The organism is Clostridium sp. Marseille-Q5894 (assembly GCF_946902305.1).
Lineage (GTDB): Bacteria > Bacillota_I > Bacilli_A > Erysipelotrichales > Coprobacillaceae > Thomasclavelia.
On record NZ_CAMPPT010000002.1, the window covers coordinates 170750 to 192699 of the forward strand.

The following is a 21950-nucleotide window of genomic DNA, read 5'->3' on the forward strand; positions in this document are numbered from 1 at the left end:
AGTTTAATAACAACATAAGATGTATTGAAATCGACCAGCATTTTGATAATTGGTAGAGTAGGACCCAGTTTAATAACAACATAAGATGTCTCGAAATATTATGAACAATCCTATTAATTGTTTTAGGGGATTAACAAATGCCCTATAATTTTAAAAGTTTAAAATTAATATTAAAAAGTGAGAAAAGTAATTAAAATAAGATGTTTTTAGTTTAGAGATGTTATAAATACATCATTTTTAATACTAAAATGGGAAAGCAAAAATTAATTAAATACTAATTTGAAAAAATCTGATTTTGTCAACAGTCTGAAAACATATACATAAAAGTATATGTTTTTTCATTAAAAGAGTATGTTTTATATATATGTAAGTGCTATCATATTGGTGTCAAGAACTAAGATAAAAATATAAAGGAGAAGGTTATGAAATTATTAGAACCAATTAAAGTTGGAAAAATCACATTAAAAAACAGAATTATGTTTCCACCAATGACAACGGGATACGAAGAAAGAGATGGAACAATAGGAAAGCAAAGTTTTAATTTTTATAAGAGAATAGCTGAAGGGGGAGTAGCTTACATTGTTTTAGGTGATGTTGCACCAGTCAACACAGTTTCACCAACCCCAAAATTATTTCATGATGGTCAGATTGAAGCATATAAAAATTTGGCAGATGCATTACATGAATATGATTGTAAACTAGGAATCCAATTATTTCATCCTGAATACGATGTTGATGCCTTAGCCGAATTATTTAGAAAAGGTGATATGCAGGCAGCTCGAGCAAAATTACATCATGATATGCTTCATTACATTGGTGAAGTTACAGAAGAACAATTAAATACGATCTTAGATAAGATGGGTGCTTGTGTTAAACGCGCTTATGAAGCTGGAGTTGATGTTGTTGAAGTTCATGGTGATAGATTAATAGGATCTTTATGTTCAACAATTTTAAATACTCGTACAGATCGATACGGTGGAGCTTTTGAAAATAGAATTAGATTTGCTTTAAAAGTTGTAGAAACAATTAAAGAAAATGCACCTGATATTTGTATCGATTATAAATTGCCAGTAATTACTATTAATCCAGATGGCTCTCTTCGAGGGAAAGGCGGTCTACTAATTGATGAAGCAGTACAATTTGCAAAGATTTTAGAAGAAATTGGTGTTGATATGATCCACGTTGGACAAGCTAATCATACTGGAAATATGAATGATACAATTCCAGCAATGGGTACGATCTCATATAGTTTCATGTCAAAATATACAAAACAAATTAAAGAAGCTGTATCTATTCCAGTATCTTCAGTCGGACGTATTTTGACACCAGAAAATGGAGAAGCGCTAATAGAAACTGGAGTGTGTGATATTATTGGATTAGGACGTTCATTATTAACTGATCCTGATTATGTTAAAAAATTAGAATTAGGTGAAAAAGATCGCATTCGCCATTGTATGATGTGTAATAAAGGATGTACAGATGCTATTCAAAACAGAAAATTCTTAAGCTGTGTTTTGAATGCTGAAAATGGTTATGAATATGAAAGAGTGATTACTCCTGCTATAAAGAAGAAAAAAGTTGTTGTTGTAGGTGGCGGTCCTGCAGGGATGGAAGCCGCTAGAGTTGCAAAAGTAAAAGGGCATGAAGTTGTTTTATTTGAAAAAGAGACAACTTTAGGAGGACAGTTGAATATTGCAGCAGTACCACCAAGAAAATCTGAAATGAATCGTGGCATTCATTATTTAACAAATGAGATGAAAGTTTTAGATATTGATTTAAGAGTAGGACAAGAAGTTTGTTCAAAATGTATCATGGCAGAAAATCCTGATGCGGTAATTGTTGCTGTGGGAGCATCTAATGTTATTCCTGCTATTAAAGGCTGTGATTTACCTCATGTTTATGATGCTTGGAAAGTTTTAAATCATGAACAATTACCAAGTGGTAAAATTGTTGTGATCGGTGGTGGTCTTGTTGGTGCTGAAACAGCTGAATTATTGGCTCAAAATGGCTGTGAGGTGTCAATTGTTGAAATGATGGATACGATTGCTAAAGAAGAATCATCAACAGTAAGACCTACCATGATGGCTGATTTTGAAAAACATCATGTCCAACAATTTACTAAAACAAAAGTGACAGCAATTACATCTACTACTGTAGAAGCTGAAAACGAAGAAGGAACAGTCTCACTTCCTTGTGATTATGTTGTTTTAGCTGTAGGTGCAAAACCAAATGCTTTTGATATCACACCATTAGTTGAAAAAGGGATTGAGGTTCATGTTGTTGGTGACTGTCATGAAAAAGCCGCTGATATTAATCGAGCAATTGAGGAAGGATATCTAGCAGCTAATGCTATTTAAATATAATTTCAATTATATTTAAATTATAAGGGAGGCAACAAATATGAATAGATATCCACATTTATTTAGTCCTATAAAGATAGGAAAACAAGTTGTTAAAAATCGCATTTTCATGCCACCTTTATCGACTAATTTAGGAAATAAAGGTTATGTAACTGATGAATTGATCGAACATTATCGAGCTCGTGCTAAAGGTGGAGTAGGATTATTTGTAACAGAAGTTGTTACGATTGAACCGACATATGTTTATTTACCAGGTGATATGTCTATTTACGACGATTCATTTATTGAAGGATGGAAAAAGCTGGCTGCTGCTGTTCATGAATATGGGGCTAAAATATTACCCCAGTTATTTCATCCAGCATATATGGCTTTTCCGATTCCTGGTACCCCTAGACTTATTGCGCCATCTAATGTTGGACCATATTATGCTAAAGAAGCTCCAAGATCAGTAACTAAAGAAGAATTAAAAGTAATCATTGAACAATTTGCGGATGCGGCACAAAGAGTACAAAAATCAGGAGCAGATGGTGTTGAAATTCATGCGGCCCATGCCCATGGATTACTTGGTGGTTTTTTATCACCCCAATATAATAAACGTACTGATGAATATGGTGGAAATATTGATGCACGATTAAAATTAACATTAGAAGTTATTGAGGCGGTTCGTAAAAGATGTGGCGAAGAATTTATTATTGATGTTCGTATATCTGGTGATGAGTACAGTGATGGTGGCTTAAATATTAATGACATGATCTATGTTTCTAAACAATTAGAAAACCATGGGGTTGATATGATTCATGTATCAGGTGGAACCACAATCGCTAGGGGCAGTTCGATTCCGGCTGCGGGAACTAAAATGGGTTCGCATTCTCAATTATCTGCAAAAATAAAAAAATATGTTTCTATTCCGGTAACAACAGTAGGGCGGATTATTGAACCTTGGATAGCTGAGGAATTAATTGCAAATGGTATGGCAGATGCCTGTATGATTGGGCGGGCTAATCTTTGTGATCCTGAATTTTCTAATAAAGCAAAAGCTGGAAAATCGGAAGATATTCGACCATGTATAGGCTGTTTACGCTGTTTAAATGGAATTATGTTTGGAAAACCGATTGCTTGTACGATGAATCCTTCTTTTTCGTTGGAAAATGAAGATACGATTTTACCAGCTGATATCAAGAAAAAGATTCTTGTTGTCGGTGGTGGACCAGCCGGAATGGAAGCTGCCTATATTGCTAAAAAACGTGGTCATGATGTAGTTTTATGTGAGAAAGATTCAGATTTAGGTGGAGCCTTAAAAGTAGCCTGTGTTCCTATTGGAAAACAGGATCTTTGTCAAGTTATAAAATGGATGCGACATCGTTTAGAAAAGGAAAATGTTAATATTCAAACGAATACGAATGTAACTCTTGAATTATTAAAAACGAAATTTAAAGATTATGAGGTTATCGTGTCAACAGGAGCAAAACCCCTTATAATCAATGCATTTACCCAATTTAAACAGTGGATGAGTGCTGATGATGTTTTAGCTGGTAGAGCATTTCCTGGTAGAAAGATCGTGATTATTGGTGGCGGTTCAGTTGGTTGTGAGACAGCAGACTATTTAGCACCGTTAATTAATGATCGTTTCCCACGAAATCGAGATGTTACTGTCATAGAAATGGCTCAGGAAGTAATGATGAATGAATCAGGACCAGGTCGTTCTTTGCTTGTGCAAAGGATGATGAAAAAGGGTGTGAAAATATTAGTCAATACTAAAGTAGTAGCAGTAGAAAAAGATAAAATTAAATATTTGCAAAATGGAGTTGAAGGTGTTATTGATGATGCGGATACTTTGATTTTTGCCTGCGGATATCAAACTGATCCAGCTTTTGAAAATATGCTTAAAGAATTAAAGATGTCATATCATCTTATCGGTGATGCTCATCAGGTTGGAAATATTAAAGATGCTATTGGTGAAGCATATCGACTTGCTCGAGATGTTTAAAGACTAATTTAGTTTGAATTAAGTTGGAATGATTGTTGTTTGAAAAAAGAAATTTAATTGAAATAGAAAGTGTTAAGTTTTTACTTATAATGAGGAATTAAAAAAGGAGATTTTATAAACTACTGTAGTTGTTAGTAGGATAAAAAATCTCTTTTTGTATTTATTTTAAGGTTTGAAAGAAGTAGTATTATGTTTAGTGGTTACAAATAGTATAAAAAGGGAATTCAATTTTGTATGGCGATAAATTTTAAGAAAGGCTTGACATTATTTTTAATTTCCATACAATATTAATTGTTTAAAGTATCTATAATGAATTTTTAAAATCTACGATCTTTTAAGAAGAGAACATTTGACAAAGAGCATGTTATATTTGGAAATTAATTTGTAATATAGCATTTATAGACAATTAGTATATAAATGGTAATTTTGCTTTTAAATAATTGAAAAATATATCTAAACTTGAGGATGATGTGGCAAAGTAAAGAAAATAGTTTTTAGAATTTCTAAATATGATTTTGGGATGATACAAGCACAAAAATATTAGATAGTTCATCGGAGGACTTACGATCGGAATTGTAATGTCGATAAGATGTCGAGTGCGCTCGGTTTTATAACTGAGGGCACTTTTTTTATTTTTGATTAAAAAATCTCAGATAAAATAAGGAGGAAAATTATGGATTTTTTAAATGGGAAGATTAGACCGATATATTTTAAATATTTAACAGCAGCTTTTGGCAGTGCCTTAATCGGATCGATTTATTCGGTTGTAGATATGGCTATGGTAGGCCAATATCACGGACCAAATGGAACAGCAGCATTAGCTGTTGTTGCACCAATATGGAATATCATTTATAGTTTAGGATTATTAATGGGAATTGGCGGCTCCGTTATTTTTAGTACAATTAAAGGAAAAAATTCTGAGGAACGCTCTGCTAATGAGTTTTTTACAATATCAGTTATAGGTTCAATTATCTTGGCGGGTCTTGCTTGGATTATTATTATATTTTTTGATAAACAGTTATTAACTTTATTTGGCTCATCAAGCGATCTACTTTCATTAGGACAAAGATATTTATTACCAATCAAGTTCGTTTTGCCATTATTTTTATTTAACCAAATGTTTGCAGCATATTTAAGAAATGATAATGATCCAACACGAGCTACAATTGTTGTTTTATCAGGAGGAATTTTTAATATCTTTGGTGATTATTTCTTTGTCTTTGTTTTAGATACAGGAATTTTTGGAGCCGGTTTAGCTACAGCATTAGGGACAAATTTCTCTTTTGGGGTAATGATGACACATTTTATCAGCAAGAAAAATACTTTAAAACTCGTTAGACCACGACAAATATTAAAAAAAATGGCAAAAATATTTGTTACTGGTTTTTCAACATTTTTTATCGATGTAGCTATGGGAATTTTAACAATTTTGTTTAATAGACAAATCATGAAATATTTAGGTGCAAATGCTTTATCGGTTTATGGGATGATTGTTAATATTTCAACATTCGTACAGTGCTGTGCATATAGTGTAGGGCAAGCATCGCAGCCAATTATATCTGTAAATTATGGTGCTAATAATGCTGAACGTATTAAAGAAATATTAAAATATGCATTAAAAACAGTTGCTTTTTTTAGTATTATGTGGGTCATTTTAATACTTGTAAAACCAATGTTATTTGTTAATATTTTTATGACACCAACAGAAGAAATTGTTGCAATTGCTCCAAATATTGTTAGAATGTATGGAATGTCATTTATTTTATTACCATTGAATATATTTTCAACATATTATTTTCAAGCAATATTGAAACCCAAAGCAGCATTTGTTGTATCAATTGCTCGAGGACTTGTAATTAGTGGAATTTGTATTATGTTTTTACCATTGATCAATGTAAATGCATTATGGCTAGCTATGCCGATAACAGAAGCACTGGTTGCTATTTATGCTATTGTTTTAATGATAAAATATACAAACAAATTATCAATAAAAAAACTTAGAAAATGCTAAAGACAAAAAATCTATATTTTAAGTAGTTATTGATACTGATCAATAACTAGAAATATTTGATATCATAAATGATCATTACAGGTTAAGAATATATTAAAATAAAAAAATTGATGAGGTACTAAATAAAACATCTGTGCTTAATTTGTAGGCAAGATAAATATTATATAAAAACATGTCATAGTCGAGACTATGACATGTTTTTTTGATCCTATGATGTTTACAAAAAATCTATCATATATTTTATTATAGAGATTACTATATTATCACAGATTCATCTTCGTGACATAATAATTTTATATTTCCATCAGAAATAAGATAGCTCTCACCATAAATCGTTTCACACTTATCAATAAGTACATAACTTCCATCAACTAAAGCAATAAATTGATGATTCATACTATCTTTATAAGTAATATCTTCAAACAATCGCATACCATCTAAATAACTATCTTTGATCATTTGATAATGAGGTAAAATATTCATTTTTGTAAGATTTAAGCCGGGTAACCATTTTTCAAATGTTTCATCAATTGCTTCGCCGTTTTTTTCGGGCTGACAATAAACAATATCTGCACTATTCATGCTTCCGGCACTTATGCCAATAACAATTCCTGTAAAACCAGCAATTTTATTTCTCAATTGAATATCTTTGAAAAAAATATTTTGTGTTGGAACATGACCACCACTTAATATAATAACATCATATTGATGAAGATCAGCTTGAGTAAAATTATAATTTCTTCTATCAATAATATTAAAATCCTGAATAGAAAATTTTTCTTTTAAAAAAGTTTTTTTAAAGAAATTAGTCATTTCATCATTCATAGCAAAATTATCTGGATCAGATGCAATCAGGCAACATCTGCTATTTTCTTTCCAATATTGTTTTAGATGTCCAACAAAATTATTTTTTTCATCTAAACCATCTACTTTTCGACTGCCATCTAAAGGTCCTGTAGGACTACTTGTTAAAAATACAACCATTGTTTTGTCTCCTTTAATTAATTTAAATAAATGTATTCTTTTAAAAATTATATGAAATATATTTTATTTTTTCAATAATAGATTATTTATTTTTAAAACTATTATCTACAATGAAAAAGTTATTATAATTGGTAAACTTACATAAATTTTTATAAATAGTGGAATTTATCTACTATTTTGATTAGAGGTGACAAGATGGACAATAAAGATATTGTATCTAAAGTAAGAGAGTTTAATAGATTTTATATGCCTAAGATGAATTTACTTGGTATCATTATTTAGGATCAGAATATTCTGTAACGGAAGCTCGAGTTTTTTTGAAATATATGAAAATGAAGGGTGTCATGCAGCACGTGTTGCGAAAGTGATGAATATTGATAAAAGTTATTTAAGTAAAATTATTGTCAAATATGAAAAAGAGGATATAAGAGAATTAGGAAATATTGAATTTTATATAGAAAAAGGTGGTCAGATTTTTTTGCACTTAATGATGATGATCAAGTAATGGCTTGTTGTATGATCGCACCAAGAGAAGATGGTGATTGGGAAATCATGAAATTTGCAGCTAAAACAATTTATACTGGAACTGGTGCTGGGAGTGCTTGTTTAAAAGCATGTATTGAATATGCTAAAAAAAGAAAAAGTGGAAAAATAATAATTGTAACCAATCATAAATGTGCTTCGGCTGTACATCTTTATAAGAAATTTGGATTTATGGAAATGCCAGTCGATAGAAAAAAGTTCCCATTTAATAGGGCAGATATGGCATTTAAATTATATCTATAAACAATTAGCAATTTTATGAATAGTTATGTGATAGATATATTTTATTAAAACAGGAAATTGGTGAAAATATTTAATTAATGATTTAGGATTTGATATTATTATGAATTATCTTTTATAAAGTTGATCGTGATTTAAAAAATGTATGTAGAGGCATACATTTTTTATATTTATTATGCTTTTGAGTTATAGTAGGATAAAGTATTGGTATTGTACATCTATAATAATGTTTACTAAAATAAAATTGTAAAAAGAAAGTATGGAATAAAAAATCTTATATATTTTAGATTTATAATGTATCTTTTATCAAGGACTACGCTGGTACTAGTGGTTAAAACTAATATTTTTGATTTGATGGTTGTTATGATTAGTAATGTTATTACATAAATTATTTATTTTTTGATAAAAGAGAGTATAAGTTTTATTGTTTGGTTATTAGATTAGTTATTCTTCTTTTTATGATGTCTAGAAAAACAATTCTAATTTTAGAATAAATAAAGAGGTGAATTTGTATGGAATATATAGAATTGAGAAATGGCGTTAAAATGCCAGTTTTAGGTTATGGAACATTACAGATTGCTCCAAGCTTATCAAAGCAGTGCATTTTAGATGCTTTGCATGAAGGATATCGATTAATTGATACGGCAGCATCTTATTTTAATGAAAATGAGATTGGTGAAGCCATTAAAGAATCAAAAATCAATCGCCAAGATCTTTTTATTACGACAAAAGTATGGATTCAAGATTCAGGGTATGAAAAAACATTAAATGCTTTTGAAATATCATTAAAAAAACTAAAAGTAAATTATATTGATCTTTATTTGATTCATCAACCGTATGGTGATTATTATGGATCATGGCGTGCATTAGAAGAATTATATCGACAAGGAAAAGTTAAAGCAATTGGGGTCTGTAATTTTTCAGCAGAACGGTTTGTTGATCTATATATGAATTCTTCTATCCCACCAATGATTAATCAGGTAGAAATGCATCCTTTTTTCCAACAAAAAGAATTATATTATGTTTTAAAAAAATATGGATGTCAAATGCAGGCGTGGGGACCGTTGGCTGAAGGGCAAAGACAAATATTTCAAAATAAGACCTTAATGAAAATTGCTAAAAAACATCATAAAACAATTTCTCAAGTTATTTTAAGATGGCATATACAAAATCATATAATTGCTATTCCTAAAACGATTCATAAAGAAAGAATGAAGGAAAATATGAATATATGGGATTTTGAACTTGATGAAGAAGATTTGACAATTATTGCAACTTTAAATTTGGGATATTCTGAAATTATTGATCATCAAAATTATAAAACTGCTAAATGGTTGAATCAATATAAAATACACAAATAATCAGTATAACTTGAAAGCATAGTGTGATGAAGTATTGATATTGTACTTTTTTGAAATTAAATAATAGAATGTAGCTGTAAAGAAAAGGAGAGATGAAAAATGGAAGTATTTAAACTTAATAACACACAAACGATTCCGGCAGTAGGTTTTGGGGTTTTCTTAATTCCTAATAATGGACCTACATATGAAGCAACACTAGCTGCTTTAAAAGCTGGTTATCGTCATATTGATACAGCAGCAGCTTATATGAACGAAACAGATGTTGGTAAAGCAATCAAAGATAGTGGAATAAATCGAAATGAAATATTTATTACATCTAAATTATGGTTACAAGATTATGGATATGAAAATGCTAAAAAAGGAATTGCTAATTCTTTAAAAGCATTAGATACAGATTATATTGATTTATATTTATTGCATCAACCATATGGTGATTATTTAGGTGCTTGGAAAGCGTTAGAAGAAGCAGTTGCTGAGGGAAAGATTAAATCTATTGGTATTTCGAATGTTACCGTAAATTCATGGAATAAGTTTAAAGATGGGATGACGATGATGCCAGTAGTTAATCAGGTAGAATTTAATCCATTTACGCAACAAAAAGAATTAAGAAAAGTTATGGCTGAAAATGATATTCGTTTAGAAGCATGGTATCCATTAGGACATGGAAATAAAGATTTATTAGAAAATGAAATAATTGTTTCATTAGCCCGTAAGTATAATAAGAATGCTGGACAGATCATTTTAAGATGGATCTATCAAGAAGGTGTAATTTCTCTTCCTAAATCAACGAATTTAGAAAGAATGAGAGGAAATATTGATATTTTTGATTTTGAATTAACTGATGAAGAAATGAAAGCAATAGAAGCATTAGATACAGGGAAACCAACTCATGATCCTGATAATCAGATTAATGAAAAAAGATTAATGGAAATGAAAATTCATGATTAAGATAAAAGGAGATAAAAATGGAATATATTACTTTAAATAATGGAATAAAGATGCCAGCAGTGGGGTTTGGCGTATTTCAAATTGAAGACAAAGAAGAATGTATTAGAGTTGTTTTAGATGCAATCGAAAGTGGTTATCGTTTAATTGATACGGCACAATCTTATGGTAATGAAGAAGCAGTGGGAGAAGCTATTAAAAAAACATCATTACCTAGAGAAGAATTATTTATTACGACAAAAGTATGGATCTCTAATTATGGATATGAAAATACTAAAAAGTCGGTAGAAGAATCTTTAAGAAAAATGCAGTTAGATTATCTTGATTTAGTATTATTACATCAACCATTCAAAGATTATCACGGTGCTTATAAAGCATTGATAGATTTATATCAAGAAGGCAAAATTAAAGCTATTGGGGTATCTAATTTTTATCCTGATCGTTTAGTTGATCTATGTTTAGATACCAAAGTTATTCCAGCAGTTAACCAGGTAGAAGTTAATCCATTTCACCAACAAAACAAAGCATTAGAATACAATAATAAATATGGTGTACAGCTTGAAGCATGGGCGCCATTTGCCGAAGGAAAAAATGGTATTTTTACAAATGAAGTATTAAGTGAAATTGGTAAAAAATACAATAAATCAAATGGACAAGTTATTTTAAGATGGTTAATTCAAAGAGGAATCGTACCGCTAGCAAAGACAGTTAGAAAAGAACGAATGCTGGAAAATATTGATGTTTTTGATTTTGTATTAAGTCAGGCAGATATGCAAAAAATTGCGGCTATGAATAAAGATACAAGTTCTTTTTTCTCACATTATGATCCGGCAGTAGTTGAAATGATCTGTGGATTAAAAAGATAATAATTTAATGTAGGTAAAAGGTGGTTATAAATGAAAATATTATTTATTAATGGCAGTCCGAATAAAAATGGAAATACCGCAACGTTAGTTAAAAATTTTTTAAAGAATAAAGAATATGACACTTTAAATTTAGTTGATTATAAAATTTATAGCTATGGGCAGCATTTTAATGATGATCAGTTTGATGAAATCGTCTTACAGATGGCTAAAGCTGATACGATTATAATCGGTTCCCCATTATATTGGCATAGTATGTCAGGGGCTATTCGTAATTTATTAGATCGTTTTTACCAGCATGTTGATGAAAATTTATTGAAAGGAAAAGATATGTATTTTGCTTTTCAGGGATATGCGCCGACAAAACAGCAATTAGATGCTGGTGATTATACAATGGCAAGATTTGCTCGTTTATATAACATGAATTACAAAGGCATGATAACAAAATAGGAGAAGTTAGTAATGAAAAAAAGACAACTTGGTAAAACGGATATGTATGTAAATCCAATAGGATTAGGATGTATGGGTTTTTCACACGCATATGGATTACCGCAAGACAAGCAAACGGCTATAGAAACAATAAGAAGAGCTTATAAATTAGGATATAATTTTTTCGATACTGCTGAATGTTATACTGGTCAAAATGTAGATGGAACAATTTCCTATAATGAAGAATTAGTTGGTGAAGCATTAAAAGATGTCAGAGATCAAGTGATTATTGCAACAAAGTTTGGTGTAGAACATCAAGGAAAGAAGCTAAAATTAGATTCATCAGTTGAGACAATTCGAAAATCAATAGAAGGTTCATTAAAGAAATTACAAACTTCTTATATTGATTTATATTATCAACATCGAATTGATCCCAAGGTGGAACCAGAAGTTGTTGCTATGGTAATGAAAGAACTTATTGAAGAAGGAAAAATCAAAGCCTGAGGCATTAGTGAAGCTAATGAAGAATATTTAAGACGTGCTCATGCAATATGTCCGGTTACAGCTATCCAAAACAGATATTCGATGATGGCAAGATGGCATGAAAATTTGTTTGACGTTTGTCAAGAATTAAAAATCACGTATGTTGCTTTTTCGCCGCTTGCTAATGGATTTCTTTCTGGTCAGTTTACACCTCAATCAGCTTTTGAATTAGGTGACTATAGAAGTGAAATGCCTCAGTATCAAGAAGAAGGTTATCGTAAAGCTAAAAAATTATTAAATCTATTAGAAGAATTATCGAAAAAGAAAAACTGCACGAGGGCTCAACTTTCAATGGCTTGGATGTTATGTAAAAAAGATTTTATTATCCCCATTCCAGGAAGCCGAAAGTTAAAACGATTGGAAGAAAATTTTCAAGCTGGAAATATTGAAATGACTGAAGCTGAAATCAAGGAAATCGAATCATTGTTGGATACGATTGATTTTGATGTTTTTGGAGGACATTAAAGAAATTAAGATAACGATCAATGAAAAGACAATAATTCAATAACAAATAATCATACTGCTGATAATCGTGTAATTGAAAGTAGATTAAACTATTTATAGACGCTTAATATATGACAGTAAATATAAAGGATTAGATCTTTAGGAACTAATACAGTTGCTAAAGGCTGGCTTGGTGAAAACGTTAAAACAAAAGATTTTGATTTTGCAGCGCAAAAATATAACTCTCAAATAATCATTGTTGCATCGCAATTAAATGATTGGGGTGTAACTTCAGTCGACCAAGCGTAGGTTTATGCAAATGGTTATTTTGGTAATGGTTTATTTATTGAAGATGATAAAATTATGAGTTGGTTATTTAATAAAAAATAAATTAACAGGAGTGTAATAAAATGAAGCTAAAAAAGAGACTAGTTATGATTTTAAGTGGTGTAGTTGCTTTAAGTTTATTAGTTGGGTGTCAATCGAATAATGAAGAGATAGATAAAACCAATGAAAATGAACAATCACAAACAACAGATACATCAAAAGAATTTGGAAATACATTAGTTGTTTATTACTCAGCAACAGGAAACACGGAAGATGTTGCTAAAATGATTGCTGAGCAAACAGATGGTACATTGTTTGAAATCGAACCAAAAGAACCATATAGTGATGATGATTTGAATTGGAGTGATGATAATAGCCGTGTATCAAAAGAACATGAAAATGAAGATGAAAGAAATGTAGAACTTGTTTCGACAACAGCAGATAACTGGGATAGTTATGATACAGTTTTTATCGGCTATCCAATCTGGTGGGGCATTGCAGCGTGGCCAGTTGATAATTTTGTAAAGAATAATGATTTTACAGGTAAAATGGTTATACCATTTTGTACATCATCATCTTCTGGTTTAGGTCAAAGTGGTGAACTTTTGGCAGAAATGGCTGGTACAGGTGATTGGCAGGAAGGCCAGAGATTTCGTTCAAGTGCTGCTAGTTCAGATGTTCAGGAATGGTTAAATGATTTAGGAATTACAGAGTAAATTATTTAGCTGGATTGAAAAAGGAAGTGAAAATTATTGACGTAAATGAAAAAACATATGTTATTTGTCATATGTTGCAATCGATAGATGGAAAGATTTCTGGAAAGTTTTTTCAAGAACCGGTTATACGATCATTGTCTCAACTTTATGGAAAAATGAGTCAAGAGTATAATGCCGATGCATTAGTTTATGGCAGTGTGACTGCTAATGAAATATTTATTCATGATCAATCTGTTGATTTAAGGGCTTTTTCAAATCAGCAGATTGAAAGAAAGGATTTTATCTCTTTCAATGGAAAGAGTAAGTGGCTAGTAGTTATTGATCCAATGGGAAGTCTTGCCTGGAATAGTCAATCATTATCTCACAAAAGATTGAAAGATAAAAATGTAATAGAGGTTTTAAGTGAAAAAGTATCAGATGAGTATTTAGCTTATTTAAGGATGCTTGGAGTTTCTTATATCTTTGCTGGTAAAGAATATTTAAGTATGAAAACTGTTTTAGAAAAATTAGGAAATGAATTTCACATTGAAAAGGTTTTATTACAAGGTGGTGGCATAGTCAATGAATCATTTGCAAATGAGGGGCTGATTGATGAAATAAGTTTGATTATTGCACCGATTATTGATGGTGAATCAAATGTTCCAACATCATTTGAATCTGGAACATTGAAACATCCTGCTATAAGATTATCTAATTATCATCTGATAAAAACGCAAATTCTTCATCATTCTGGTTTATGGCTTAATTATGTGAAGAATACAAATATATTATAAATAGAAGAAAAGATGGATAAATTATTAAAAAGTTGGCTGTCTTAAGTAATATTATGATGTGGCTGAGTAATTAATCGATATTAAAATATGACCAGGAGCAAGATGAAAATATTTGCTGCTGGTTTTATTTTGCGTGTATAAGAAATCTTGAAATTATTCTATTAATTAATTTTTTATAATCTGACAAGGAAATTTGTTATCAGTTAAGTTTTGGTTTTAAGTATAAGGTATTATTTTGTAAAAATTATTATAAAAAGAAAAAAGATAGAAATTTTAGTTCTATCTCATCTATAAAAAATGTTTGTATCTTTTTTAATTAATATTATTGTTAATAAGTTTGTTTCCAATCAATAGTTGTAATTTCATCTTTAATAGGCTCAAATATTTTTTTATCTTCTTTTTTAAATACAGCATAATAACGAATATGAGCACTATCATCAGTAATAGGGATAGCTATTCTGTTTCCATCATTATTTTCTCTTTGAATTGTAATGTTGCTTCTGAAATTAGGCAATGCAGATAACTTTGTTAATTCATTAAAAACTTCATTATCTTCTTGAACAAGTAAATGAGAATTAGGAATCATTTTTAAACATATTTCATTCCAAAATCCTATTCGTGACAGTAATAATATACTTTCACCATCTAATTCTTTAAAAGAAATTTCCTTAAATAATGCTAATGGATGAGCTGGAGGTACAGACAAATATAAATACTCTTCAAATAAATCAATGCATATATATTTTTCATCATCGATTGAATGATTAAGGACAATAATAGAATATTTTAAATCATCAAGTCCTTTTCGTAATGTGTTTTCATCAGAATTAATATCACTTGTTATTTGCATTTCAGGGTATATTTTATTGAAAATATAATTTAGTCCCCATACTGGTGCAGGGGCACATGAACCAATGCTGATTATTCGCTGACTACGATCATATCTTTGTAATTGTATAACCATTTCTTCTTTAGTTTGAAGTATCTTTTTTGCATATTTTACAGCCATTATGCCATTATTATTAAAGATAACTTTATTTTTTTTACGATTGAATAATTGAAGTCCAAGATCTTCTTCCAATCTTTGAATAGAGCGTGTTAGTCCAGGTTGGGAAATATGCATTTCTTCAGCAGCTTTTGATATAGTACCTGCTTTATAGATAGTAAGCAATTGTTCTAATTGGTACATTTCAATCATATAACTCACTCCTCGTCTTAGTATGCACTACAATTATATCATAATGAGATATGGATATTGTACTTTTCTTTACTGTTTTTATAAAATTGAAATATAAATAGTAGAGTAATTAAAGATAACTGAGATTTTTAGTAAATATCGTTATTATATATAGGGAATAGGGAAGATGAAAATAAAAAGATATTTTAACTTTTTGTAGTTGATTATTAGCGCTTTATACAAGTATGTAGATAATTAAAAACTATGAGATGATCAGTAAAAAGATAATAATTACGTTAAAATGGGAAAAGTTATTTTAATAGTTGGTATTCTTGTTATTATTTTTATTGAACTCAAAGAAATATCAGTGTAGGATCAGATAGTTTGATTATTGATGAAAGTTAAAAGATAGGAACAACATCTTTGGAGAGTAGTAAAGTTTTAATTTTTTATTTTTCATATAGAGGAAATAATTTGATTATACAGTTGATTAAATGACAACGCAATATGATAGAAATATGTCTATTATTTCTAGACATATTAAAATGTATTTGAAAAAGGGAATTGAAAAGAAATTCGTTGTTGTAAATTTTGAAATAATAACTTTTATGGATGATTACTATAATCTTGGTGCCGGTATCAAGCTGTGCTCAACTTAGAATTTGAGGTACTAATATAATTAAAGGATATATGAAAAAGGTTTTGTAAATAATCAAAAGCTCTTAGAAATAGAGAATATTTTAAAGAGGTATTAAATTAATGATATTGCACTTTTCCAAAAGGTACTTTAGCGCTAAATTCCATAAATTTATTTTATATATAATATACGTTATAATTAAGAAAATGTGTGTATTGTAATTTATGGAATGACAAACTTAGTATTTTAGCTATATAATGAAATGAGAGATTATTATGTGAATTTCTTTGTATTCTGTAATCATAAAAATGAGTTTTGAATGATTTTATAAGTTGCAAGATAAAAATTTTAATTTAGGGAGGTGTTTGTATGGTTGTGTATTTTGTTATTATGTTTATAACAGCGCTCGTTTTGCTAGTAATTAGTATAAAAATTTATAAAGGAAACACTGATTTGATACATTCTTACCATCAAACAAAAGTTACAGATAAGTCAGGCTATGGAAAAGCGTTTGGAAAGTCAATGTTTATTGTCAGTATAACACCATTGATTAGTGGTATTATTGGTTTATTAGGTGATTGTCATATGATGACGATTATTGCAATTGTTGTACTTATAATAGGTATTAGTATTGGGATAGGATTTATTGTTGCAACACAACGGAAGTATAATAAAGGGGTTTTTTAAATTAGAAATTGAGGTGGTAAATATTAACAGGTATATCTATGTTACTTTAAGACAAAAGCCGGAAATGAAAGATGAAGCAGTGTCATGGTTTCATGATAAATGGCATGTGCCACAAGAGTCGTATCTTGAATGTATGGAAACTTATCTTAATAATGAAACAGAATATGGTTGGTATCTTTGTTTAGACAACGGACGAATCGTAGGTGGGCTTGGGGTAATCGAAAATGATTTTCATAACAGGAAAGACCTTACCCCCAATGTATGTGCAGTATATATTGAAAAGGAATATCGTTGTCAAGGAATTGCAGGACGATTACTTGACATAGTTGTGAAAGATACAAAGTCCAAAGGAATAACTCCAATCTATTTGATTACTGATCATACAGGTTTTTATGAAAGATATGGATGGGAATTTTTGTGTATGGTTCAAGGGGATAATGAGCCTAATATGACAAGAATGTATATTCATAGATAAATTGGAATTTATTGTGTATAGGAGTCATTGAAATGGATATTGATAAACAAATAGATATGTTAGTGTGTTCAGATAATAAGAAGGCATATAATGTCTTAAAAGAATTAATAGAGGTAAGCAAACAATGTAATGATTTATATCAATATTTTGATACATTTGTTGAAATGATGAACAATCAGGATAATTCTTATATTCGTACTAGAGGACTTCACCTCATTGCATACAATTCAAAATGGGATATTAACAATAAAATGGAATCTATTATTGAGCAATGGCTTGAACATATTGAAGATGAAAAACCAATAACAGCAAGGCAATGTATTAAGGATACCATTATTATAGCTAAAAATAAGCCAGAACTTATAGATATTATTCTTGAAAGATTAAAAAAATTCAATAGGATATATGATGATAGTATGCAAAACTTAGTCTATAAGGACCGGCAAAAAGCAATTCGTCAAATAAAACAATATACGTGGTAAATTCCAGTTTATGGATTAATTACATGATAATAAGTTATCACATAAAAAAGTTCTGATCATAAAATCAGAACTTTTTAAAATCTTGTATTTGTTTGTGCTTATTTACAAGCTTCTTCGATTGAAGTTGCCTGTTTTTTTGGTAATTTTTTGATTCGAGTTTTAACAAATCTCAACAAGTTTCAAGACATCTCAGTACATCTATGAAGTAATAAATAAGGAAATATAGTTATAAGCTTTGTTAGTAATGTGTTAGTAACCCACAAAGTTTTTCTTCAACTGAGTAAGTCTTTGTAAATCTCAAGACAGCAGGATACCATAATTGTTGTTGCAACAATGATGTTAATAAAATAACTATCTATTTAAATAAAATCAGTTTAATAAGATTGATTATGCTTTCCTTATCATTGGGATGGCTTGATGCAACAAGTATTGTCAAAGTGGCTAAAGTTGTATTTGATATCCTTGGTTTACCATCGTAAAAAAGTACTTTATTTTTTTCTAAGAAATATAGAAATACTGTTGCAGCAATTCTTTTATTCCCATCAGCAAATGCATGATTCTTGGTAATCAGATAAAGAAGGTTAGCAGCCTTGTCTTCTAGAGTAGGGTATAAGTCTTTTTCTCCAAATGTCTGATAAATGTTTTCAATTGCTGACTTAAATGAATCATTTTTTTCTAGTCCAAAGAGACAGCCTTTTTCATAAAATGTAGTTTCATGAATTATATGAATACATTCTTCGTAGCTGATTCTATAAATAGTATCCAAAGAACATTCTATATCCATGGTCTGATGATCATAGTCATCTAAAATAGATAATCCTTTGTTGTATGCTATTAAAAAATCTAGCATATCATCACCACTGAGTTGAAGATTACCAGAAGAGTATCTGGATTGTTCAAGTAAACTGGTAATATTTTCGATAGAAGGAACATCAAATTTTCTTGCATTGATTACATAACCTTTCAGCAAATACTGTTTAAGAATATTATTTGCCCATTTTCTAAAAATAATTCCTTCTTTTGATTTGACTCTATATCCGACTGATATAATGACATCAAGGTTATAGTATTTGACATTGTGAATCTGTGTTTTTCCTTTTCCTGCTCCATGAGAAAAGGTAGTTGCAAATTTTGCAACTACCTTTTTTTCATCGAGTTCTTCTTCTAATATATTTTTGATATGTCTTAAAATGGTCGATTTATTCTTGTTAAATAATTTACTCATTTGATAGACACTTAACCATACAGTTTCACTGTTAGGAGTTACTGACACATCAAGTTTGAATTCACCATTTTGGAATTCAACTATTTCATAATTTTTAATCATTTTGCTTTACCTCAATTTTATTTTTTTTATTTGATTTATCTTTTAAAGAAACTTAATTTTATCTGATTCTTTAATGAGTTCTTCTATTGTTCTATGTGTATATACCTTTTCAGTCACATCACTTATTTCATGTCCAATTATTTTTTTTAATACATAGTCATTAAGTTTACTTTTTTTAGCACACGTTATATATGTGTGTCTTGTTTCATGAGGAGAATGTGTCATTTCTAAAGCTGTCATTACCTTTCTAAATCTGCCTCTGTATTTATCATATGAAAGAGGGGTTTTGTCATGGGTAAACATATTGTAGTCATTAAAAAGATACTCATTATTCATATCTATTCTGTTTTCAATTAAAGGTTTTATTTCCTGACGTATGGGGACAACTCGATTAGTTCCGGCTTTTGTTTTCGTACCACCAATCAGGTATCCTTCTTTTAAATGAATATTTTCATTTTTAATGCTGATTAATTCAATTGGTCTTAAACCAGTATAAATACCTATCAGAATCATGTCAGCGAAAGGCAGATCATCAGAACGTGACCATAAATTTTCGATTTCTTCTCCAGAAAAAGGAATTCTATCTTTTAATTTCTCAACACGCACAGACTTACATAATTCTGCATAGTTTTTTTCTACAATATCGTATTTTAATGCATATCTATATAAAAGGTTATACATAGACTTCATTCTTGATTTTGTTGCCTGACCAACATTTGCATTTTCAATAACCTTTTCAAGATGATTGGGTCTTATGTCCCTGAATCTCATGTTATGAAGTGGTTCAGAGTGTTTAAAGGCTGCTGTATAAGTTCTCATTGATGATTTATTCTTTAATGTTTTAAAATGGTCTTCGCTCCATTTTTCATATACTTCAGCAAAAGTTATAGTGTGTATTTTAATGTCATAAGGATTTTCATGATATTCTGTCAGGGCAACTAATGCTTCTTTCTTGGTAGAGTAGTAACCTAAAATCATTTTTTCTCTTTTCATGTTGTTCTTAACCTTAACATATCCGGTTGTAAGAACGACCATATAGGGATTTCTCCTATTTCCTTTTAACTTATATATGCTTCCAAATCCATTAGGTAATTTCATCACTTGTCACTCCTTTCGCTACTAATCATAAGATAAAGTTCAATAAAATAAAAAAGTGCAAATATTGAATTTGCACCTTTGACAATTATTCTTCATAGATATAACCAGTATATTCATATAATTTCTTTGGTGAAACATAATATGAATATTCTGAAGAACCATCTTTTTTGTAGGCAACACCAATAGGTAGCCAGTTTTCTTGAATACCTATTCGTACAAAATTTTTATCTTTTTTCATTATTCTGGCAACAACGGAAATAGGTACATTTGCACCACTGAATTGAAGAATGTCTGTTCTCATCATTTTATTTATTTCTCCTTTTATAATAGGGATAAGTGAGTCCAAAACTTATTTTGATTTTTTTATCTAATATTTTCATAAAATTTGGAGACAGCTTACCTATGTATTTGATGATTCTTTTTTCGTCAATCACCTTGATTTGTTCCATCATGACCATAGAATCATATTTTAAGCCAACATGTTTTGGAATAACATAATGGGTTGGTAAATAATGTTTGGAATGTGCCTTGCTTGTAATACACGCTACCAGTATGGTAGGGGAATGCTTGTTTCCTTTATTGTTCTGTACGACAAGAACAGGACGAATACCACCTTGTTCACTACCATATCCTTCACCTAAATCTGCTAAATAGATCTGTCCTCTTTTAATCTTCATTTTTCTCCTCCTATGTATGACGAATAAACTATTGTTAGTTTATTCGCTTTTAGAGTATGAATCTTTGTTTCACATTTATCCCTGATTACCCGAAACTAGGGAATACTTATCAACAGAACCGTAGCGTAAGTTCTCACTGGAATTTCACCATCGCATGGTATCTCATGCAACTGACGTGCAGGTGTATCATTGTCAAATAAATATCTTTATTAAAGTGATTGCCTTTCACCTGGTAATTCAATAGTTTTCGCTCTCATTCATATTCAAATGGTCATGGCGTATTGAATAAGGATATCTATTATAAAGTGTTGATAAGTTGTTATTCGGTTTTCAAGGGTCTCAAATGAAGAACATTTTTTGTCTTCACTATATAGGCCTTGAAAACGGCTTATTTTCTAAGATTTTTAAAAATTTTTTTAATTTTTGCAGTTTTCTGATAAATTGTACTGACTGGAAGCTTAATTATTTCAGAAATCTCTTTGATACTGTAACCTTGAGTCTTTAATAATATGACAGATAGAAGCTTTGGATCTTCCTCCTTGAGATATTCATAAAGAGCCTCATCTTCTATAGAGTCTAATATATCATCAACTGTATAAAAATCTTTTCTGAAGTCTTGAGGGGATATTGTAAAGAAGATATCATTTGTAACATTTTGATGCCTTTTATAGCGACGATCAGCATTGAATTGTGACCAGTCATACTTACGTAATTCAGTAATCATCTTATTTGAAGCATCATGCTGTTTCAACAGTTCTTCTTCCTTTTCCTTCCATCTTTTCCATTTAGCATATTCCTTATTATAATTGTAGGCCATTCCTTCTCCTTTCCTGAACATAGGAAAAGGAGGGGGACTTCTACATC

22 protein-coding genes, 1 pseudogene and 1 CRISPR repeat array (1 of these 24 cut by a window edge) are annotated in these 21950 nt (G+C 30.0%); of the genes and pseudogenes, 16 read left to right on the plus strand and 7 right to left on the minus strand.

Annotated elements, in window-relative coordinates; translation table 11 throughout:
- A CRISPR array of direct repeats spans positions 1-97; the repeat unit is 30 nt; unit sequence GTTTAATAACAACATAAGATGTATTGAAAT; it begins 1183 nt to the left of the window's first position.
- A gap of 325 nt (positions 98-422) precedes the next feature.
- From bilR to OC535_RS03485, 3 genes are all read left to right on the plus strand, one after another.
- Positions 423-2357 carry a bilirubin reductase, long form gene (bilR, locus tag OC535_RS03475; RefSeq protein WP_227051891.1) on the plus strand — a complete coding sequence of 645 codons (1935 nt, stop codon included), beginning with the start codon at positions 423-425 and terminating at the stop codon, positions 2355-2357.
- A gap of 43 nt (positions 2358-2400) precedes the next feature.
- Positions 2401-4347, plus strand: a complete 1947-nt coding sequence (locus OC535_RS03480; RefSeq protein ID WP_227051888.1) for an oxidoreductase — start codon at positions 2401-2403, stop codon at positions 4345-4347.
- Between the two features lie 673 nt (positions 4348-5020).
- Entirely contained in the window at positions 5021-6358 is a 1338-nt protein-coding gene (locus tag OC535_RS03485) for an MATE family efflux transporter (RefSeq protein WP_498823163.1), read from the plus strand.
- Between the two features lie 255 nt (positions 6359-6613).
- Here the strand turns inward: OC535_RS03485 and OC535_RS03490 are convergent, their stop codons facing one another.
- Complete coding sequence (locus tag OC535_RS03490) at positions 6614-7342, minus strand: Type 1 glutamine amidotransferase-like domain-containing protein (protein ID WP_227051875.1); 729 nt, start codon at positions 7340-7342, stop codon at positions 6614-6616.
- A gap of 367 nt (positions 7343-7709) precedes the next feature.
- Here OC535_RS03490 and OC535_RS03495 point away from each other — a divergent pair, with 367 nt between their 5' ends.
- The 9 genes and pseudogenes from OC535_RS03495 to OC535_RS03535 all read left to right on the plus strand — a co-directional run bounded on the left by OC535_RS03495 (position 7710) and on the right by OC535_RS03535 (position 14526).
- Complete coding sequence (locus OC535_RS03495) at positions 7710-7847, plus strand: hypothetical protein (RefSeq protein ID WP_498823164.1); 138 nt, start codon at positions 7710-7712, stop codon at positions 7845-7847.
- Between the two features lie 11 nt (positions 7848-7858).
- On the plus strand, positions 7859-8128 hold the full coding sequence (locus tag OC535_RS03500; protein ID WP_264467693.1) for a GNAT family N-acetyltransferase: 270 nt from the start codon (positions 7859-7861) through the stop codon (positions 8126-8128).
- Positions 8129-8637: 509 nt separating this feature from the next.
- Positions 8638-9486 (plus strand): aldo/keto reductase, encoded by an 849-nt coding sequence (locus OC535_RS03505; RefSeq protein WP_227051872.1) that lies wholly within the window; start codon positions 8638-8640, stop codon positions 9484-9486.
- 99 nt (positions 9487-9585) lie between these two features.
- Positions 9586-10434 (plus strand): aldo/keto reductase, encoded by an 849-nt coding sequence (locus OC535_RS03510; protein WP_227051871.1) that lies wholly within the window; start codon positions 9586-9588, stop codon positions 10432-10434.
- A 17-nt stretch (positions 10435-10451) separates the two neighbouring features.
- Positions 10452-11297, plus strand: a complete 846-nt coding sequence (locus OC535_RS03515) for an aldo/keto reductase (RefSeq protein ID WP_498823165.1) — start codon at positions 10452-10454, stop codon at positions 11295-11297.
- A gap of 30 nt (positions 11298-11327) precedes the next feature.
- Positions 11328-11744, plus strand: coding sequence for a flavodoxin family protein (locus OC535_RS03520; protein ID WP_227051869.1), 417 nt, complete (start codon positions 11328-11330; stop codon positions 11742-11744).
- A 42-nt stretch (positions 11745-11786) separates the two neighbouring features.
- Positions 11787-12731: pseudogene (locus OC535_RS03525) on the plus strand (aldo/keto reductase).
- Positions 12732-13120: 389 nt separating this feature from the next.
- A complete protein-coding gene (locus OC535_RS03530; protein ID WP_227051862.1) occupies positions 13121-13753 on the plus strand; it encodes a flavodoxin in 633 nt (210 codons plus the stop codon).
- A gap of 26 nt (positions 13754-13779) precedes the next feature.
- Entirely contained in the window at positions 13780-14526 is a 747-nt protein-coding gene (locus OC535_RS03535; protein ID WP_227051861.1) for a dihydrofolate reductase family protein, read from the plus strand.
- Between the two features lie 328 nt (positions 14527-14854).
- On the opposite strand, the gene OC535_RS03540 is transcribed toward OC535_RS03535, so the two are convergent.
- Positions 14855-15724: a LysR family transcriptional regulator gene (locus OC535_RS03540; protein ID WP_498823166.1), complete on the minus strand. Its 870-nt coding sequence runs from the start codon at positions 15722-15724 to the stop codon at positions 14855-14857.
- A 473-nt stretch (positions 15725-16197) separates the two neighbouring features.
- Here OC535_RS03540 and OC535_RS03545 point away from each other — a divergent pair, with 473 nt between their 5' ends.
- The 4 genes from OC535_RS03545 to OC535_RS03560 all read left to right on the plus strand — a co-directional run bounded on the left by OC535_RS03545 (position 16198) and on the right by OC535_RS03560 (position 17984).
- Positions 16198-16362, plus strand: a complete 165-nt coding sequence (locus OC535_RS03545; protein WP_498823167.1) for a hypothetical protein — start codon at positions 16198-16200, stop codon at positions 16360-16362.
- Between the two features lie 347 nt (positions 16363-16709).
- A complete protein-coding gene (locus OC535_RS03550) occupies positions 16710-17027 on the plus strand; it encodes a hypothetical protein (RefSeq protein WP_498823168.1) in 318 nt (105 codons plus the stop codon).
- Positions 16990-17502 carry a GNAT family N-acetyltransferase gene (locus OC535_RS03555; protein WP_498823169.1) on the plus strand — a complete coding sequence of 171 codons (513 nt, stop codon included), beginning with the start codon at positions 16990-16992 and terminating at the stop codon, positions 17500-17502. Before OC535_RS03550 ends, OC535_RS03555 begins: the two co-directional genes overlap by 38 nt.
- A gap of 32 nt (positions 17503-17534) precedes the next feature.
- Positions 17535-17984 (plus strand): hypothetical protein, encoded by a 450-nt coding sequence (locus OC535_RS03560; RefSeq protein ID WP_498823170.1) that lies wholly within the window; start codon positions 17535-17537, stop codon positions 17982-17984.
- Positions 17985-18339: 355 nt separating this feature from the next.
- Here OC535_RS03560 and OC535_RS03565 read toward each other — a convergent pair whose 3' ends face one another.
- The 5 genes from OC535_RS03565 to OC535_RS03585 form a co-directional block, all read right to left on the minus strand.
- Positions 18340-19311, minus strand: coding sequence for a type II toxin-antitoxin system death-on-curing family toxin (locus OC535_RS03565; protein ID WP_498823171.1), 972 nt, complete (start codon positions 19309-19311; stop codon positions 18340-18342).
- A 42-nt stretch (positions 19312-19353) separates the two neighbouring features.
- The gene (locus OC535_RS03570) at positions 19354-20409 is read right to left on the minus strand and encodes a tyrosine-type recombinase/integrase (RefSeq protein ID WP_498823172.1); all 1056 of its coding nucleotides are present in this window, start codon (positions 20407-20409) and stop codon (positions 19354-19356) included.
- 85 nt (positions 20410-20494) lie between these two features.
- On the minus strand, positions 20495-20713 hold the full coding sequence (locus OC535_RS03575; RefSeq protein ID WP_498823173.1) for a hypothetical protein: 219 nt from the start codon (positions 20711-20713) through the stop codon (positions 20495-20497).
- A 1-nt stretch (position 20714) separates the two neighbouring features.
- Entirely contained in the window at positions 20715-21086 is a 372-nt protein-coding gene (locus OC535_RS03580; RefSeq protein WP_498823174.1) for a type II toxin-antitoxin system PemK/MazF family toxin, read from the minus strand.
- Positions 21087-21474: 388 nt separating this feature from the next.
- Positions 21475-21903, minus strand: a complete 429-nt coding sequence (locus OC535_RS03585; protein WP_498823175.1) for an RNA polymerase sigma factor — start codon at positions 21901-21903, stop codon at positions 21475-21477.
- Positions 21904-21950 lie beyond the last annotated feature (47 nt).